General features: G+C 61.1%; 18 protein-coding genes and 2 pseudogenes. 8 read left to right on the forward strand and 12 right to left on the reverse strand.

From position 1 onward, the window contains the following. Positions 1–47: 47 nt before the first annotated feature. Both XH80_RS16215 and XH80_RS16220 read left to right on the forward strand, forming a co-directional pair. Positions 48–287, forward strand: a complete 240-nt coding sequence (locus XH80_RS16215) for a CBS domain-containing protein (RefSeq protein ID WP_271599424.1) — start codon at positions 48–50, stop codon at positions 285–287. A 70-nt stretch (positions 288–357) separates the two neighbouring features. Beyond that, entirely contained in the window at positions 358–705 is a 348-nt protein-coding gene (locus XH80_RS16220; protein ID WP_271599425.1) for a carboxymuconolactone decarboxylase family protein, read from the forward strand. 91 nt (positions 706–796) lie between these two features. Here XH80_RS16220 and XH80_RS16225 read toward each other — a convergent pair whose 3' ends face one another. Together XH80_RS16225 and XH80_RS16230 are read right to left on the reverse strand one after the other, a co-directional pair. Beyond that, positions 797–1,618 (reverse strand): class I SAM-dependent methyltransferase, encoded by an 822-nt coding sequence (locus tag XH80_RS16225; RefSeq protein WP_271599426.1) that lies wholly within the window; start codon positions 1,616–1,618, stop codon positions 797–799. 37 nt (positions 1,619–1,655) lie between these two features. Further along, positions 1,656–1,988: a DUF6522 family protein gene (locus tag XH80_RS16230; RefSeq protein ID WP_271599427.1), complete on the reverse strand. Its 333-nt coding sequence runs from the start codon at positions 1,986–1,988 to the stop codon at positions 1,656–1,658. 166 nt (positions 1,989–2,154) lie between these two features. On the opposite strand from XH80_RS16230, the gene XH80_RS16235 reads away from it, so the two are divergent. The 3 genes from XH80_RS16235 to XH80_RS16245 all read left to right on the forward strand — a co-directional run bounded on the left by XH80_RS16235 (position 2,155) and on the right by XH80_RS16245 (position 3,264). Then, positions 2,155–2,583: a hypothetical protein gene (locus XH80_RS16235; RefSeq protein ID WP_271599428.1), complete on the forward strand. Its 429-nt coding sequence runs from the start codon at positions 2,155–2,157 to the stop codon at positions 2,581–2,583. Then, entirely contained in the window at positions 2,561–2,827 is a 267-nt protein-coding gene (locus XH80_RS16240; protein WP_271599429.1) for a DUF2249 domain-containing protein, read from the forward strand. The genes XH80_RS16235 and XH80_RS16240 overlap by 23 nt, the downstream gene beginning before the upstream one ends. A gap of 173 nt (positions 2,828–3,000) precedes the next feature. Next, positions 3,001–3,264, forward strand: a complete 264-nt coding sequence (locus tag XH80_RS16245) for a hypothetical protein (RefSeq protein ID WP_271599430.1) — start codon at positions 3,001–3,003, stop codon at positions 3,262–3,264. A gap of 24 nt (positions 3,265–3,288) precedes the next feature. Here the strand turns inward: XH80_RS16245 and XH80_RS16250 are convergent, their stop codons facing one another. The 7 genes from XH80_RS16250 to XH80_RS16280 all read right to left on the reverse strand — a co-directional run bounded on the left by XH80_RS16250 (position 3,289) and on the right by XH80_RS16280 (position 9,836). Further along, on the reverse strand, positions 3,289–3,717 hold the full coding sequence (locus tag XH80_RS16250; RefSeq protein WP_271599509.1) for an RrF2 family transcriptional regulator: 429 nt from the start codon (positions 3,715–3,717) through the stop codon (positions 3,289–3,291). A gap of 323 nt (positions 3,718–4,040) precedes the next feature. Beyond that, the gene (locus XH80_RS16255; RefSeq protein WP_271599431.1) at positions 4,041–4,322 is read right to left on the reverse strand and encodes a metal-sulfur cluster assembly factor; all 282 of its coding nucleotides are present in this window, start codon (positions 4,320–4,322) and stop codon (positions 4,041–4,043) included. A gap of 132 nt (positions 4,323–4,454) precedes the next feature. Then, positions 4,455–5,300: a carbohydrate ABC transporter permease gene (locus XH80_RS16260; RefSeq protein WP_271599432.1), complete on the reverse strand. Its 846-nt coding sequence runs from the start codon at positions 5,298–5,300 to the stop codon at positions 4,455–4,457. Between the two features lies 1 nt (position 5,301). Continuing rightward, positions 5,302–6,231, reverse strand: coding sequence for a carbohydrate ABC transporter permease (locus XH80_RS16265; protein WP_271599433.1), 930 nt, complete (start codon positions 6,229–6,231; stop codon positions 5,302–5,304). 15 nt (positions 6,232–6,246) lie between these two features. Further along, complete coding sequence (locus tag XH80_RS16270) at positions 6,247–7,275, reverse strand: ABC transporter ATP-binding protein (protein ID WP_271599434.1); 1,029 nt, start codon at positions 7,273–7,275, stop codon at positions 6,247–6,249. 131 nt (positions 7,276–7,406) lie between these two features. Then, a complete protein-coding gene (locus XH80_RS16275; protein ID WP_271599435.1) occupies positions 7,407–8,750 on the reverse strand; it encodes an extracellular solute-binding protein in 1,344 nt (447 codons plus the stop codon). Between the two features lie 219 nt (positions 8,751–8,969). Beyond that, complete coding sequence (locus tag XH80_RS16280; protein ID WP_271599436.1) at positions 8,970–9,836, reverse strand: Crp/Fnr family transcriptional regulator; 867 nt, start codon at positions 9,834–9,836, stop codon at positions 8,970–8,972. A gap of 342 nt (positions 9,837–10,178) precedes the next feature. On the opposite strand from XH80_RS16280, the gene oxlT reads away from it, so the two are divergent. Next, positions 10,179–11,450: an oxalate/formate MFS antiporter gene (gene oxlT, locus XH80_RS16285; RefSeq protein ID WP_271599437.1), complete on the forward strand. Its 1,272-nt coding sequence runs from the start codon at positions 10,179–10,181 to the stop codon at positions 11,448–11,450. 376 nt (positions 11,451–11,826) lie between these two features. Here the strand turns inward: oxlT and XH80_RS16290 are convergent, their stop codons facing one another. After that, positions 11,827–13,419, reverse strand: a complete 1,593-nt coding sequence (locus tag XH80_RS16290) for a peptidoglycan-binding protein (protein WP_271599438.1) — start codon at positions 13,417–13,419, stop codon at positions 11,827–11,829. A gap of 854 nt (positions 13,420–14,273) precedes the next feature. On the opposite strand from XH80_RS16290, the pseudogene XH80_RS16295 reads away from it, so the two are divergent. Further along, positions 14,274–14,525 (forward strand): annotated as a pseudogene (locus XH80_RS16295) (low affinity iron permease family protein); the annotation flags it as partial. A 587-nt stretch (positions 14,526–15,112) separates the two neighbouring features. On the opposite strand, the gene XH80_RS16300 reads toward XH80_RS16295, so the two are convergent. Next, positions 15,113–15,565: a hypothetical protein gene (locus XH80_RS16300; protein WP_271599439.1), complete on the reverse strand. Its 453-nt coding sequence runs from the start codon at positions 15,563–15,565 to the stop codon at positions 15,113–15,115. 165 nt (positions 15,566–15,730) lie between these two features. Between XH80_RS16300 and XH80_RS16305 the strand changes: the two are divergent. Further along, a pseudogene (locus tag XH80_RS16305) lies at positions 15,731–16,793 on the forward strand (IS110 family transposase). A 444-nt stretch (positions 16,794–17,237) separates the two neighbouring features. Here XH80_RS16305 and XH80_RS16310 read toward each other — a convergent pair. After that, positions 17,238–17,678: an RNA polymerase sigma factor region1.1 domain-containing protein gene (locus XH80_RS16310; protein WP_271599440.1), complete on the reverse strand. Its 441-nt coding sequence runs from the start codon at positions 17,676–17,678 to the stop codon at positions 17,238–17,240. Positions 17,679–17,685 lie beyond the last annotated feature (7 nt).

A 17,685-nucleotide genomic window follows, 5' to 3' on the forward strand; every position in this document is an offset into this window, starting at 1 on the left:
AGACGGACGTTGTCCGCTAAGTCAGTCATTGCAAGGGGGCTTCCCGCATGGCGGCGGCTTCGGACATTATGACTAAGCCGGTCGTCTATTGCCGCCCCACCGACTTGTTGAGCGATATCTGGTCGATCATGAAAGAGCGGCATCTGAAAAACTTCCCGATTCTGGATTCGGATTCCCGTCCAGTCGGCGTGCTCAATGCGAAGGATGCGCTCGAAGCGCTCCTCGAAGAGCTGGAATATCAGCAGATCCTGCTGCGGGACTACGTGATGTGCGTTGGGTATCACTAACGGCGAGTGATCTTGCCCCGGCCGCGAGGGACAACCGGCTCCGCTTTCGCCGAGAACAGGGAGTATTGAAATGACCGATACGCTGTATCCGCCATCGTCACGCGAACTTGCCGAAAAGCGCCGACATCTTGCGCCAGAGACCGAAAGAGCTTTCCAGGCCTTCAGCCGCCAAGTGTTTGCCGACGGCGCGCTGCCGGCGAAGACCAAGCAGCTGATTGCGGTTGCAGTGGCCCACGTGACGCAGTGTCCCTACTGCATCAAGGGACACACCAAGGCCGCGCTCCGCCAGGGTGCCACGCGCCAGGAACTGATGGAGGCAATTTGGGTCGCAGCCGAGATGCGGGCCGGTGGTGCCTATGCCCATAGCGCCCTCGCATTGACGGCTACGGACGAAGTGGAAAGTCAAGCCAAGGCCTGAAGACCGGCGCTCGCGCGGAACCGGGCTGGTGGCGACTGCCATCAGGACAGTCGCTCCCTGTTTTTCGTCGGGCTCACCGCCGCGCGATGCGCTATGGGTCCTTTTGCGCGACCATGTAGATGGCGCTCAGGTTTGACCGATAGCGCTCGAACACCCATCGCATGGCCATGACCCGGCGTCGCGCCGCGTTGTCTTTCATGAGATTTCTTGCCAGCCTCAAAGCTCCAAGAATGCCTTCGTCCTCGATCAGCCGAAGCGGCCGAAGCAGGTGCATCGGCGCATTTCCGAGGGCAACAACGCGAAATCCGACGCTCTGTAAGAGGGCTTTCCATTCCTGACTGCGTAGCGGCCGGGCACCGACGTGGATGACCGAGGAAAGCGCCCGATCGATCTCGCGCTGCCGGTCGGGCGGCACGTCGTCCGGGACGATAGCGAGTTCGTGAATGCCGTACCGGCCGCCGGGACGCAGCAGCCGGAACGCCTCGGCCACGATCCGGCGCTTGTGCTCCGCGGTCTGCATGCTCAACATCGCCTCACCGACGACGAGTGAAGCGGACGCGGAGGGCAGCTGCGTCTGGTCGGATCGACCAACGAGGACCGAAATATGAGGAGCGGACGGCAGCTGCCGGCCGGTCCATCGCGCCGCGTGGGCGTCACGCTCGATTGCCGTATAATGCTGTGGCTCGTGTTGCAGAATCATGCGGGCGGTGACGCCGAGACCGGGCGCAAACTCCACGACCTCGTCCGCGGGGTTGATGGCCATATCGTCGAGCAGCGCCCGCGTCAGTTTGAGGCCTCCAGGACGCAAGACACGCTTGCCGAGCCTGGCAAGCAGCCAATGCCCCGGCATCTTAGCGATTTCGAGGTCGCCGCCAGGCAGGTCCACACCATGAATGGAATGAATATCAGTCATCTCTCGTCTCCTGGTCCCGATAGCAACGTCATGCCTGTCAGCCGGCGCCCCGGCGCAGGGCGTCCGGTATTGGGCGTTCACCAAAATCGATCGCCGATCTACGGAGGAGGCGGCCCGCCGGGTCCGTGATCAACCGTGCGCGGCGGCTACGGTAGAAGAAGGTGAGCCGAAACTCCCCTTCGTCTTGCCCGGTTCCGCGCTCACAAACGCTCGTGATCCTTCCCTCCCGCATCAGGATCGGCACGCTGGTTGCCGGCACGTGCAGGAGCTCGCCAATGAGTGCGGCGTCCACGAGAAAGGTGTTGTCGCTGAACTCTATGACGCGATCGGACGGTGCTTGAGATAGGGCGTTTTGGAGGTTCTCGATCATCAGAGATTCTCCTTGTCGAAGCACGTTTAAAGATATATATCATATATATCTTTAAGAGCTGGAGTGTCAAGTGATGTCCGTGTCTGCCAAGTTGGACGCCCGAGCAATGGCGCGGCCGGCCCGCGGTACGAAACTCCGGGCCCAAGCCCGGCCGCGGACTACAGAGGTGTCTAAAAGCAAGCTGCGCCCGAAGCTCCCGACGGCCGAGCTCGCCTTCCGCATCTACGCGTCATTTCGCGCCCATCCGCATATCTGCAACGTACTGACCCACATTTCGCGCGCCAAGTGGAGCGAGGTGGAACGATCCATCAGCTCCATCCTAGATCCCGCGACGACAAGCGATGAGCTTTCTCCGCTTGGCAGGAACATCGTCGATCTGATAGTCGCAGAGCGGGGGATCACTGGAAAGATCCTGAAGCCCCATTTCCATGCGGTCCTGCACAGACTTCTCGATCCGCCCCAGTCGGAGCGGCTGATCCGACATATCGAAGCGTTGTTTCGCGACCTCGAATTGATGGCTCAACATCCCGCGCAGCCGCCTGCGCGGAGCATAGCTCCTGAGGAGTCCGATCGTGCCAGAGTTGAACTGCACTGAACGCGTCATCAACGTTGCGGATATCGACCCGCAATACCGTCATTCGATCCTCTTCCGCCTGTTCGAGCACCTCGCGCCGGATGACTCGCTGCAGATCGTGGTGGATCACGATCCGAGGCGGCTGCGGCTGCAACTCGAGGCGCGTCATGGCTCGCGTTGCGGCTGGTCATATCTGGAAACGGGACCCTATGTCTGGCGAGTTCGCCTGCGTCTGCTCGACCGCGGGACTGAAGACCATGGCTGATCCGTTGATTCTGAGCTTGCGACGTTCCGTTCAGCCCATCATGGCGGATGGCAAGCCGAACTGCTTCCACGACGGCCGGCTCTCGCGCGCGGAGAGGCTGGAAGTCATGGCTTCAGCCGGGACGAGCGAATGTTCCGCATGGATCATTTCGATGCTTGAGCGCGGTGACGTGAATGAAGACCCGTCAATGGAAAACGGAAATGTTGAGCAACTCCCATCACCATGTAGATCCGGCGAACGAGGCGGAACAGACTTACCTCGAGGCGCTTATCCGCGAGGATTTCGAGCGATGCCACCCAGGCGAAACGCTGGATGACGTCAAGCGGCGGGAATCATTTTCGAAAGAGGACAAGGGCCTTCTGCGCGATTGGATGGCAGTGGCAGCGACGCGGGCTGCCGCCGAGCAAGCAGCATTGGCGGCGAGACTAGCCGCCTGACCGGCGAGTTGAAAGCGTTGCCGGTCATGCTGCGGGGCGGACACCAAAGTCCTTGGGCCTGAGCATCAGGTCGGCGAGCGTGTACTTGTCAAGCACCGCATTGAACGCATCGAGCCCCTCGTGGAAGATGCCGCGCAACCGGCAACTGCGTGTGATGATGCATTGGTTGCCCGTAGAAAAGCATTCGACCAGAGCGAAATCGGGTTCGGTGGCGCGGACGATGTCTCCCAAGCCTATCTTGCGCGGCGGCTTTGCCAGCGTCAGTCCGCCGGAGCGTCCCCGCACAGCCTTCAGAAAACCTGCCCGCGTCAGGGTGTTCGTGATCTTCATCAGGTGCGCGCGCGATATCTTGTAGACCTCGGACACTTCCTCGATGGTGATCAGGCGGTCGTCATGGACCGCCGCGTACATCAGCAGCCTGAGCGCGTAGTCGGTAAAGTTCGTCAGTCGCATGCGGATCCCAAATTGACTAATTGGCAGCCGGAGAGGACTAAAGGTATACATAGCTTCGATGTTTTGCAAACTGCAGCGCCTCCATTTCCAGTCCTAGCCAGCATGCGATCCGGCCACCTCCACGAGATCGATCACAGCTTGCGCACGAGGCGCTGTAGCGGGGCGTTGAAGCGCCTCTCATCCTTTGGCGCAGTTCGACGGAGGATGACGCAGGCGTTGCCGGCAATTCGGCAGGCTGCGTCAACCTCGGTGGCGTCGGCAAGCTTTTGCAGGGCATCGAGCAAGAGCAAGTTGATCGAGGCCGGGACCGAGGGAGGCCTGCCTCATCGGCCGACCCCCAGGTAGTCTTTCGCCGCCTGGCTCATCATGTCGGTGGCCCATGGTCGATCGTAGGTGAGCTGGACATCGACCCATGGAAGCCCGGCGATGGACTGCGCTGCTTCACCGGCACCGTCCCTCAGATAGCCGGTCGCGGGGCAGCCGCTCGTAGTTATGGAGATCCGGGCCACACCGTCCTCCGCGACGGCAATATCGTAGACGAGCCCGAGATCGACGATATTGAAGACCGCGTCGCAGCTTGACTCAATATATCTTAACTTTGTCACTAGACCGAGTTTCGCCAGGACTATTTGCGCTTGGCACATCGTGCTGCGCTGGCCAATGAAGCGGCGTAGCCCTCGAAGCGCATCGAGGACACCCACCCCCTAACAGCTTGCCAAAGCAGGCCCTGCGACCATCTACTTAATGGCACCGCCGGTGATGCCGGCGATGAAGCGATCGAGGAAGAGATTGTAGGCAATCGCCACGGGGACGGCGGCGATTAAGGCGCCGGCCATGATCTCGCCCCAGAAGAACACGTCCCCGCGGATAAGGTCGGTCGACACGCCCAGCGTGATCGGCTTTTGGTCTGACGACGAGATGAAGGTCAGTGCGTAGACGAACTCCTGCAAAGTCAGGGTGAAGGTGAAAATCACCACGGTCAAGATTGCCGGAACCGACAAGGGGACCGCCATCTTGATGAATGCGCCGAACAGGCTGCAGCCATCGACGATTGCAGCTTCCTCGATCTCGACCGGCAGCGCCTTGAAGAATCCCATCAACAGCCAGGAGCAGAACGGGATCGTGAACGTCGGGTAGACCAACACCAGGGACCACATCGAGTTTTGCAACCCGAGTCCGGCGATGATCCGGGACAGCGGCAGGAACAACAGGGTCGGCGGCACCAGATAAGTCAGGAAGATCATGATCCCGAGCGCTTCGCCCTTGCGGCTCGTCATGCGGGCCAGGCTGTAGCCGGCCGGTATCGCGGTCACCAGCGTGATCGCGGTCACGCAGATGCCGATGATCAGCGAGTTCAGCAGCCAGCGCGCGAACAGCGTTTGTTCGAACAGATACTTGATGTGCTCGAGCGTCGGCGGCTCATTGAACCAGAACGGGATGTTGGTGACGTCGTAGAGGTCGCTGTTCTGCTTGAACGCAGTGATCACCATCCAATAGAACGGAAACGCCGCTAGGACGACGAAAAAAGCGAGGCCGAGGAAGAAGCCAATTTCACGGAGCGAACGTAAAAACGGACGCGACATGTCAGATCTCCCGACGACGAATGAACCGCAGCATAAAGATCACGACGACAAGCAGCACCGGCAGCATGAAGAGTGAGATGGCCGCACCATGCGATACGTCGCCGGAGATGATGCCGGTCTGAAAGCCCGCAAAGCCCAGGACCGAAGTCGCGCCACCGGGGCCACCCATGGTCAGCAGGAAGACGATGGAGAGATCGGTGAATGTGAATACGATGCCGAAGATCAGGCCGATCGCCATGATCGGCAGGATCATCGGCAGGATGATCTGATAGTTGCGACGCCAGAAGCCCGCCCCATCGACGGTCGCAGCGTCGATCACGTCCTGCGGAACCGAGGTGATGCCGGCGAGGAAGATCACGATGGCAAACGGGAAAAAGCGCCAGGCGTTGATGATGACGATGCACAGCATCGCGAGGTACGAATTGCCGAGCCAGTTCGGCGCCTCCTCCCGGGTGAGAAGGCCGGCCGCAATCAAGGTCCAGTTGATCACGCTGTAGAGCGAATCGAACATCCATTGCCAGGCGATCGTGGCGAGCGCGACCGGCACCGCAAACGGCAGGATGATCAGCGCCCGCACGATCCTGCGGCCGGGGAAGGGTCGCAACAGTAGAAAGGCGCCGAACTTTCCGAGCACGAGGCCGAGCAGTTGCGAACCGAACGTAAAAACAAACGTGTTGCGCAGGGTATCGAGGAACGTCGGATCCTGCAGAATCTGCTCGAAATTGGCCAGACCGACAAACTTCCAGGTCGGATCGTAGATCGTATAGGCACTCAGCGAGTAGTAGACCGCGAGCAGGAGCGGCAAGCCCACCAGAAGCAGGACGTAAATGATCGCCGGCGCGACCAGGATCGCTGCGAACACCTCTCGACGGTCGAGGATGAAGCGAAAGCGCGAAATCGGCTTGCTAATAGGTTCTGCGATGACGGCCATCGGCAAATCCCTGGGTCAGTGGCGAGCTCGGCGATGGCCGCTGGCGTCGAAGTGCCGCAGCGCATTGTTCTTCACCGCAAAGGAATGCCATTCGCCCGGACGAATACTGTCTTCCGCCACATGAGCTGGCGGCAGCTTCGCGGTGATCGGCTGCTTTGACTCGAACCCGTCCATCACGCCATAAACGATGCGTTCTGACCCCAAATATTCGGAACGATCGACACGAAACGAGAATTCGGTCTTGCCGCCGTCGTCGATCATGTCCTTGGGCAGGAAATTCTCCGGTCGAAATCCGAGGTACCCGCCGCCGTTGCGGGTGACGATATTCATCGCCGGCGCACCGACAAAGGTCGCGACAAAAAGGTCTGCAGGGTCCTCGTAGATCTCGGTAGGCGTGCCCACTTGCCGAACCCGTCCATGGTCGATCACCGCAATGCGGTCGCCCATGCCCATCGCCTCGATCTGGTCGTGGGTCACGTAGATGGTCGTGAGACGAACGCGCTGCTGAAAGTTCTTGATTTCCTGGCGAGCCGAGGTGCGCAATTTGGCATCGAGATTGGACAGCGGCTCATCCAGCAACAGCGCGGTCGGCTCGCGGACGAGGGCGCGCGCCAGCGCAACACGCTGGCGCTCACCACCGGAGAGTTGGCGCGGCCGGCGGTCCAGGAGGTGGCCGATGCCGAGCAGCTGTGAGGCCCATGCGACCTTTTTGCGTATCTCCTCGCCGGGCAAGCGCTGCGTACGCAGCGGAAAGGCGATGTTGTTGGCTACGGTGTAGTGCGGGTAGAGACCATAGCTCTGAAACATCATCGCAACTCCGCGAGCCCGTGGCGGGATGTCGTTGACGACGTTGCCGCCGATCAGGAGATCGCCGCTGGTTTGCTGCTCGAGGCCGCAGATGATGCGCAGAAACGTTGTCTTGCCGCAGCCGGAGGGGCCGAGCAGCACCATGAACTCGCCGTCCGGCACCGTCAGCGAAATGCCATTGACGGCGGCGACCTCGCCAAACCGCTTGACGATGTCCCTGGTCAATACCGCTGCCATTGAACCTCCAAGAACTCATGCATCGCGCTCTGCCGTCAATGCCTGGACGGAGCGACCATTGTGATCGTCAAAAGCGACGACCTCAGCAGCGGCCGGATCGCGCAAAGGAAAGTCGCGACCCGGGCGCCGCCTCAGGTTTTCCCATGCCACTTCGTGAAGATCGCCTCCGCCTGTTGGTGCGCCCATTTGACGGAGTCCTCGGCGGACATCTGACCGCTCGCGGCTTTCGCCATCATGTCGCAGATGACGAAGTCGTTGTAGACCTCGTCGACTGCGGGCCAGGACGGTCCCGGATATCCCGGAGATGCCGACCACTGCTCCGAATCCTGCAGCACCGCCAGTTTGTCGGCCGGAGTCGAGGTCGGATCGTTCGAGAGAATAGGCATCGGCTTCGGCACGAGATTTGCGAAGCAGGGGTTATTGTAGCCTTCGCTGGCCTTGAACGCTTCCGGCCAATGATCGGCGTAGTATTTGAGAAACTCGATCGCACCATCCTTGTTCTTGGCGAACTTCCAGACGCCGTAGAACTCGGAGGCGCCGCCCATGATCTGGCGCACCGGTCCCTTCGGCGGCGCCATCACGAAGGTGTCGTCAGCGCCCTGCTTGTTTGTCTTCTGGAACGTCCGATAGGCTGAGATCGGATTGACGATCATCGAGCCGATGCCCGAAACAAGATAGCGGTTGTTGCTCGAATCATCCCACGACAGCACTTCCGACGTCATCGCCTCCTTGTAGAGCGCGGCAGCGAACTTGACGGCTTCGACCGTCCCCTTGCTATTGAGCACGACGTTCTTGCCTTCCGCATCCTGAAGCGCGCCGCCAAAGCTCCACAGCAGGCCGCGCCAGGTCGTGTTGGGGTCGTTGCTGTGTCCGAGCGAAATGCCGACCGGATGCCCCTTCGCCTTCAGCTTGGCGCCGCCGATTCGGAGGTTGTCCCAGGTGTCCGGCTTCATTCCGATCTCGTCCCACATGCTCTTGCGATACATGGCCGGGAAGCTGATGTAGAAATCGGGGAATGCAGACCAGGTCCTGTCGTCCTGATTGTAGCCGATCTGCCGACCGATCGTGCTGACCGTGCCGTATTTCTTCTCGGTTGCATCGACAAGACTTGTCACATCGACCAGGAACTTCCGGTAGAGGTGCGCCCCGCCTGCGCCATTCCAGCCGAACAGATCGTGACCTGATTGGGCCGAGGCTTCGGCCGCCGCGCGGGCGGCGACGTTGGCGACGGGGATGTGATCTACGGTGACGGTGACGTTGTTCTTCGCACCCCAGTCCTTTGCGAACTGATCGAACCATTTGTCGTATTCCGGAACGAAATGGCTCCATTGAACGATGGAGAGCGATTTAACGTCGGCGCGCGCTCTGGATATGAATGGCGCAGTCAGAGACGGTGCTGAAGCGGCAGCCAGGGTGAGACCGGCTTGCTTCAGGAAACGGCGTCTCGAGACGCGCAAGGATTTACCCATACTCATCTGGATTCCTCCCGTGGATGTCTCCAGTCGGAGAAGGCTCATCCGGATGGTGGATCAGTCTGGCTCGTCCTGGATCTTGCTTTCTTCAACGTCACTATAGCTTTCACGGGCTGGCTGGCCTTCTGACTAAAGACGGTCACTTGGTACGCTGCTGTACGAAGATCGACGGAGGCCGAAAGTCACGCCGCGCCGACCAATCCTGCAATTTGAGTGAGTGGGTCAGACGCAGCAAAGACAGGTGCGGATCATGCTGCGATCCGCGCGAATGCGGTGCTCATGCAGGCCGCGATTCAGATGCCCGTATTCCGACGCTATGATCTGATAGCATTCGCAGGTCCGACGCTCCAGAGTCGCCGGATCGGTTAGGTAGATCCCGCCGCGCTGCCGGGCAAGACCGCCGATCTGCTCCAATTCCGCAAGCGTCGTCGTGATGCTGGCCCGCCGTACACCCAGGCTGACCGACAGCATGTCGTGAGTCACCGGAATGATCCGGTCGTCCAGCCGGTCGGCCGCAAGCAGAAGCCATCGGCTCAGCCTTTCTTCAACGCTGTGGCGGGCGCTGCAAAGGGTGGTCTGTGTGTTCTGGACCAACAGCGCGTGGATATAGCTGAACAACTGCTGTTGGACGTCGGGGTCTCTGTGCGCGACCCGTCGCAGGTCGGATACCGCAATGCGCAATGCATAACCGGGGACTGACATCAGGCATCGATTGGGCGAGCTCTGAATTCCGAGCACGGCCGTGACGCCTACCAAGCCAAGACGTCCGACCATCGCGACTTCGACGGGCCCGTCGCGCTGCGTCCGCGCCAGCAGCGACGCAACGCCGCGCTCGATGAAGTAGATGTGCTCGATGGGATGATGATGGTCCTGAAGTATCGCCCGGCGCTTGAGGGCGACGGGCTGCAGGAAGGGACGGAGCCGCTCGAAGGACGCTGGCGCGAGTCCAGCGAGCACGCGATTCTGGACCCGAACCGTCTGCTCGCGGTCGTCACTGATCAGCGCATTTTCCAGCGCTATCCCATCGCACGCTCTCCGAAACGTCCGAACTCGCCTGTCCCCCCGCCGGCATAGAACGTCATCGTCCAAGACTACTCTCTCTTCGCTCCGAAGTCATCGGGGCCGAACGACTCCGGCAGCATCTCCCCTTTCGGCAAAGGGCTTCCGGACAAATGGCGTAGCGGCCTGACCGGCCATTCGACGAGTGCTCCACAACGAAAGGACTAGATACATTTTTGGAACATCCCGGACCTCTACCTATTCCAAAGGTCAGTGAAATCCTGCCGCGTACCGGGCAGATGGAAAGAGGCCCGCCTTTCGGGACCTGAGCTTAAAGTCCAACTGAGCCAACCCGAAACTCGCAAAGCACGCGGGCGCCCCTGCCTCTATGAATGGCCAATCGGCACATCCGTGCCGGAACAGGGACAGAACATGACAACTGTAACCATCGATTCCCGATCGCACGCAATTCCGGCGACACGGCGGACCCAGCTCATCTGCTGCCTGCTCTGCATGATACTGATCGCCAACCTGCAATATGGTTGGACGCTCTTCGTCAATCCCATCAGCCAGGCGCATGGCTGGTCGATCGCGTCGATCCAGGTTGCATTCAGCATCTTCATCGCGCTCGAGACCTGGCTCACGCCGATCCATGGCTGGATCGTTGACAGTCTTGGCGGGCGACGCGGCGCCAAGCTGGTAGTCGCCGTTGGAGGCATCCTGGTCGCTCTCGGCTGGATCATCAATGCGTACGCAGAATCGCTTGCGATGCTCTATCTCGGTGCCGTGGTCAGTGGCACTGGAGGCGGAGCGGTGTACGCGACCTGTGTCGGTCAAGCCGTCAAGTGGTTTCCGGACCGTCGCGGTTTGGCCGTCGGTCTTACGGCTGCCGGATACGGGGCCGGCGCGGCGCTGACCGTCATTCCTATTCGCGCGGTGATTGATGCTGCCGGCTACGAAACAGCTTTTTTCTGGTTCGGGCTGGTCCAGGGCGGGATGGTTTTCATTCTGGCGTGGTTCTTGCGGGCACCGGATCCCGACGAGATGGTCGGCGTCGCGGCACCAAGAGTGATGCAGACGACGCGTAGCTACACGCCTCGGCAAGTATTGGGCACTCCGGTTTTCTGGCTCCTCTACATCATGTTCATCATGGTATCGGCGAGCGGGTTGATGGCGACGGCGCAGATCGCACCTATTGCCAAGGACTTTAATATTGGGAACGTGGTAATCCTGTTTGGCGCGTCGGCGCTGAGCGTGGCCCTGGTCGTCGACAGCATCTGCAATGGTGGAGCGCGTCCTCTGTTTGGCTGGATCTCAGACCAAATTGGGCGCGAACACACCATGGCGATCGCGTTCGGTCTCGGCGGCGTAGCGTATTGGCTGCTGGGGACGCTGGGGCACGCTCCCTGGGCATTCGTTCTCTTCGCTGCGTTGATCTTCCTGACGTGGGGTGAAATCTTCAGCCTGTTCCCGTCCACATGCACGGACACTTTCGGAACCAAGTTTGCGACCGTCAATCTCAGCCTGCTCTACACTGCCAAAGGCGCGTCGGCCTTCCTGGTGCCGGTTGCCAATCTCATCAAATCAGCGAGCGGCGGTTGGCACCTGGTCTTCGTATTGACTGCCGTCATGAACTTCGTGGTGGTTGCATTGGCTCTGTTCGTGCTCAAGCCGTTGCGGATGCGATTCGTTGGCAACGGCTGAAGCCAGGGCCGGCGATTCAAAGCGGTGGCTGGCGAAGTGCTCGCGCTTGCGCGACGAGGCTTCGCGGAAAGGAGCGCTTCCCTTGCCCACTGAGCTGCCAGTCAGATCCCGATTCCCGCCGGCGTCCGAGTGCGAGCTGATAGCGCTGGCCTCACTCCTGCCATGGTGCTTGAGCCTGCTCATCGCCTACCACAATCCCGCTATTGCACACGCGTTTCTGCTCACCGGGCAACTCGGCTGATCGACAGCCCGGTGGCTTAGGAGATCCAGCCGGGCAGCAATCTGGTCTCAGCGCAAAGGCCGTCGCCGAGCGCACCGGGTTGAGCCTGCCCGGAAAAGAGAAGCCCCGCCTCAAGGCCGGGCTTTCCCGGCGCATTTAGCGGCTGGGTTGCTTCTGGGCCGGCTGACCCGACGTCGAAGGCGGCGGGGCGCTATTCTGGTTGTTTTGTCCAGGCTGTGTGGTCGGGCTGGTGCCCGGCTGACTGGTGGACTGATTGTTGTCTCGCGCGGGAGCCTGGCCGGTCGTCTGTTCCGAAGGCTTGCTTGTGCCTGCCTGGCCTGAGGTCAACGTTTGGTTCTGCTGCTCCGGCGCGTTGTTCTGGCTTGTGCCTTGCCCCGTCGTGTGCTGCTGCGCCGCCTCGCCGTTCCGACCTTGACCAACGGTCGTCGGTCGGCCCTGCGCGGCTCTGATCTGATTGGACACACCAAGGGCAGCGACCGTGCGGGTATCGATCGAACCCGTTGTCTGGAAGCCTTCCTGTCTTTGGAAGCTGATCAGCGCGGCGCGCGTATCGGGTCCGAGGATGCCGTCCGCCTCGCCCGACAGCAGGCCGCGTTCAATCAGGACTCGCTGGACAACGCGAATCTCGTCCGGGCTGAGATCTAGCGCGGCGATACTGCCGCCGGTTGTACCGCTCGAGCTGCCACGGTGGGCAAAGTGCGTCCGCGGACCCGCTGGAATGACGTCGACAATCCTGCGGCTTCGGTCAGTGATGACGATCTCGTCATCGACGACGAAGAAGCTATCGTCGCGGTAGTCCGGATAGATGTCGATAAGCGCCGGATAAGCTGAGACGGAGACGACGGAGATGTTCCGTGGCACGACCACGCCGGCATCGACGCGGAAATGGATGGCGTTGTCGTTGACGCGTACCCGTTCCACATTACGAGAGTTCAATACCGACTGCTGCAGCTTCGCCTGCTGCTGCGCGTTCACTTGCACGCGTCCGGACATGCTCTGAGCGGTCCCACCCTGGGCTTGGCGCTGCGCCTGTCCTTGAGCGTTGCTGTTGGCGTTGGAACCAGTCGTAGTCGTGCTCTGACCCTGAGCGTTCCTGCCCTGCGCATTGTCTTTGGTGTTGCCACCGGTGGTCGCGCTCTTGTTCTGCTCCGCGCCCTGAGACTGACGCGTGCGGTCGCTGCCGCTCTGTCCGGCGGTCTGCTCCTTCTGGCCGCTCTTGTCGCTATCGGACCTGGACTGGCGCGCATTGTCGCGATCGCTGCGGCCCCGGCCGATGGTTTGGTTCTTCTGCCCGATCTTGTTCTTGTCGTTTTCGAACCTGGATTGACGCGCCTGGTCGCGGTCGCTCTTGCTCTGACCGACGGTCTGGTCCTTGCCATGCATCTCAGATCCGGATTGGGACTGACGCGCGTTGTCGCGCTCGCCGCGTCCATGGCCGATGGTCTGCTCGCCTTTGGAGGCGGTGCGGTCGCTATCGTGCGCAGCTGGAATACCCTCCGTCCGACCGCCTGCGCGGCCTTGCGCCATTCCCTCGCTGTGGGCAGCACCACCTGCGCCGTGCGACATTTCAGCGCCCGACCGGCCGTGTTCCGCAGCGCCGCCGCCGGCTTCTCGGTCAGCGCTCATTCCGCCGCTGCCACCTTCGCGCATGCCTTGGGCCGACGCCAGGCTGACGCCAGCGAGCAACACTGCTGTGGTCAGCAGAAACTTGCTCTTTGTCGTGTTCATCTGATCCTCCTCGGTTTACTTCGCAGCGTTTCTGTTATCCGCATCGAACTGCCTCGGGCGACCTTGCAAGCTATCGACCCGAACAAGAGCTCAGCGTCTGGCGCCAAACCATCTATCGCGGCTTCGCATCACCAGTGATGGTACCAGCGATGGTGATAGAAGTGCCGCCGCGGGAGCGTCCGCCAAAAAAAACAAAGGCCGGTCGAACCACGTGCCGATAGCGGTAGCCGTAATAGGCCGGGGCATAATCGGCGCTGTAGTGGGTCCTAGTGTAGCCTCCCCAGGGAAAGCAGAAATGGAAGTTCGGTCCGCACGCGGTTCTTGTGAGCACTCACGCAGCCGGATCTGAAGAAAAATCCGCGCTGCACTTTCAACGTGCGCGCGTCGTACAAAGCCAGCAGTGGCGCGCGCCATCAGGGACACAATCACGCTCCTCGGCGGTCGTTCCTGACGTCGTTTTCGTTCTGTGTACAGTAACGGACTGAGCAGCAGGGACTGGCTTCTGTGCCGATTAGATTGCTGCCAACACGGGCGCTTTCCCCGGCGCTGCAGCGGACAGGTGCGGCGCATCGTCCCCGTTAGGCGGATGGCTCACCAGATCGAACTTCTCGCCTTTGAGGGGCAAGATCGCACAACGGTGGAGGCTGATGTGCTGTTCGTCCACGAGCTACCCGCACGGCCCGACCGCCAAGCGAGACCAAACCGCGCGAGCTATACGGGTCGCTCGTGTTGCGCGCGAAGGCGGGCCTACCTCTTGAGTGCTGACGCCCCGCGGATGGGAACTCACGCAGCTAGACCGCAGTTGTTTTTCGCAGGGTGTTTCAACGACCATCCACGACAACCAGGAGGCAGATATGTGGGAGACCGATCAGGGGAGGGATCGACCGGGTCGCAGCCTGTTCCCGACTATTGCCAACAAAGCTTCTCAAGCAGCCGGCCGCGCCTCGACGTTTGTTCTGGCTTGCTCCGTGGTGATCGTATGGGCCGTTACGGGGCCCCTTTTCAGGTTTTCCGATACATGGCAGCTGGTCATCAACACCGGCACTACCATTGTCACGTTCCTGATGGTCTTCCTGATACAGAACTCGCAGAACCGGGACAGCGCTGGGACATAGCTGGCTAAGCGCGAACCGGCGAGATCGGCCAGCAAACGCGAGCGTCCCGTCGGCGAGCGGAGAGTCGTCGGCGCCATCTGGGACGTCAGCACGACGATTGGCTGTCGGAGATCTTCTCCACGATCCAGGAGCTGTCCAAGAGAAGGACGTGGCGCCCAGCGGATAGCTCCCAATGTTCAGAAGCCGCCAAGCGCTGGCGACCGACAGCAGTACCCTAAGCTAGGAGCTAGGTAGATGCTCGAACGGTGAGAGCTGCGATGCACAGTTCGGCTGGCGACTGTCGCTGACATCGGTCGGAGTCGGCGCTGTTTGCCGCATCCGCTGCATCGAGACTGCCGCAACGCTGCATCTTCTCAGTCCGGCACGAATCGCCCACGCGCCCGATGAATGTTCGCGGCCGAGAACCCCTAGCGGCCAGCGCTTCGGGATCATAATGTTCACCACCATCGTCAAAAGCGCGCCGGCCGCCACAGCGTTCACGGTGGCGGTCAGCTGTGGGAGGCGCCCTGCAGACACGCTGCGCTACAAAGAGAGCTCAGCCCCGACAGAACGGCGATCCTGATCCATAGCCCGAACCCTTACGACGCACTCCGTCCGGAAATGCGCATGCCAACTGCACTCGACAGACCCTCGGGAAAGTTGGACAGGAAGATCGCGCAGAGGATCGCCCTGCGCACCCCTTTCCAACTCAACAACGAGAGACTGAGCACAACGCTTTCGGGAATGCCATCCAGGAGCGATCCGACGGCGATGGCCATGCCTCCGCCCTTGGCCGCCTGCCGCTGGCGGTTGCCGGACTGCTTGCGGAGATGTGCGCCACGTTCCGAGACGACGTGGTCCGCGAAGGCCCATGCGATAGAGCCGACGAGAGCGCCGGCAACGATCGGCAATATTCCGCCTTCCTGGTAGCCATCCTCCAAGAGATCGTAGGCCACCGCCGAGATCAGAACCCTGCAGCCGAACGACATGATGCCGGGGGTCAGCCACCTTGGCAGCGTCGCGAGGTAGGCTACGGCGGTCCCGGCCACCAACGAAGAAGCTCCAAGCAGGCCCCAGAGGCCCGCACTTGCCCAGACGGGGATCACATGCCTATTCCGTCAACGTCCAAATGCCTCCGCTAATGGGATGGTCCGGCCGTGCTCCCGCCCCGCCAGCAAGCGAAGCTGGCAAGGGGCGCCAAAGACCAGGAGCCCGCCATGTCTCAGACACCCAATACCGCGATCGCCGTGATTGGCATCGATATCGGCAAGAACTCGTTCCACGTCGTGGGCCACGATGCGCGCGGCGCCATCGTGCTGCGGCAAAAGTGGTCGCGCGGCCAAGTGGAAGCGCGGCTCGCAAATATTCCACCTTGCCTGATCGGCATGGAGGCCGGCGGCGGCGCACATCACCTGAGCCGCAAACTCGCATCGCTTGGTCACGATGCCAGATTGATGCCGGCCAAATATGTCCGTCCCTATAGCAAGGGGCAGAAGAACGACTTCAATGATGCCGAAGCGATTGCCGAAGCCGTGCAGCGCCCGACGATGAAGTTCGTGGCGACCAAGACCGCGGAGCAACTGGATCTGCAGGCGCTGCACCGGGTGCGCGAGCGGCTGGTGTCGCAACGCACCGGCATCATCAACCAGATTCGTACCTTCATGCTGGAACGCGGGATCGCCGTACGCCAGGGTATCGGCTTCTTGCGTACAGAATTGCCCACTATCCTTGCGACGCGCACCGATGCCCTATCGCCACGCATGTTGCGTATCATCGAGTAGTTGGCAGGCGACTGGCGCCGGCTGGATCAGCGCATCGATAGCCTCTTCGGCGAGATCGAAGCACTGGCCAGTCAAGATCAGGCATGTTCGCGCCTGATGACGGTGCCTGGCATCGGGCTGATCATTTCGAGCGCCATGGTGGCCGCGATCGGCACTGGAGACGTATTCTCCAAAGGCCGCGACTTCGGCGCCTGGCTCGGACTGGTGCCCAAGCAGATCTCAACGGGAGACCGCACGATCCTCGGCAAAATCTCAAGGCGCGGCAATCGCTACCTGCGCGTTCTGTTCGTTCCGGCGGCATGGGTTGTGCTGGTCAGAATAAAGAACTGGGAACGTTACGGGCTCAAGTCCTGGATCGAAGCCGCCAAAAGGCGGTTGCCACAACGTGGTCGCGATCGCGCTCGCCAACAAGCTTGCCCGCATCGCCTGGGCGGTGCTGGCCAAAGGACGCGCCTTCGAGCTGACGAGGACCGACGATGCAGGCGTCCGACCCGCTTGATCCTCGCGCCGTGCTCGGCGCGGTCAAGGCGCAGCCTGGCAACGCCCGAGCCAGCCGCAAGCCAAGCGCGACGGCTGTCCTTGACCGCCCCTGCGCGCGACGCGATCGACGTTCTGCGGGCCGGGACGAAGTAACGGCCCTTGGCTCGAACAAAGGGACTGAGCGATATGAGGAGCAAGCGATGACGTAGCCCTATCAACATTTTCCAGCCGAGGTCTGCGAGAGGATGAGACGAGATGGAGGTTCGGTCTTCCCGGCGCATGCGAACACTGGTGACCCAAATGGCCCAATCGAGGCCTGTCCGCTAACGAGAACGCACGCGCGCTGATATCCATGATGGTCCGGAGCAAATGCTCCAATCAAAGGCCGGACACATTGATGCAAGACCGCTCACCGCCAGCTCGGCGAAACCACTTGCAACGCACGGCCGGACCATACATAGGGTCACCAAACCTTCCAGAAGAGAATCGCAGCCAATATGCAGACCAGGACTGCCGCAAGAAGAACACAGACCGTCGCCGAGGCCGAGCGGTCGAGGTCCCCGCCAGCAGATGGTCGTGCGGGTACGCTGCGGGCCACTTGCTGGGACTGTTCGGGCATTGGCGAGGTCGTCTTCGGAGGTCCCGCCGCGGCGGTTCGATCAACCAGTTCCTCCCGCGTTGTCGATGCTGGTCCGATCAGCAAGCTCGGGTCGACCAGGACTTCGATGCCTTTTTCCTCGAGATAAGCGACTGCCCGCGCAACGTCGTCCTCGGTCATGCGGTCGATCGGAAGCGCGGCCCGAATGTCCTCGATGGTCAGCGCACCTCGAAGCTGGCCCAACACGGCGAGCTCCCGGAGCGTCCCATTAGCCGATTGGGAACCATTCACCCATCGTACGTTCATGCTCAAT

The organism is Bradyrhizobium sp. CCBAU 45384 (genome assembly GCF_028128665.1).
GTDB classification, from domain to species: domain Bacteria; phylum Pseudomonadota; class Alphaproteobacteria; order Rhizobiales; family Xanthobacteraceae; genus Bradyrhizobium; species Bradyrhizobium manausense.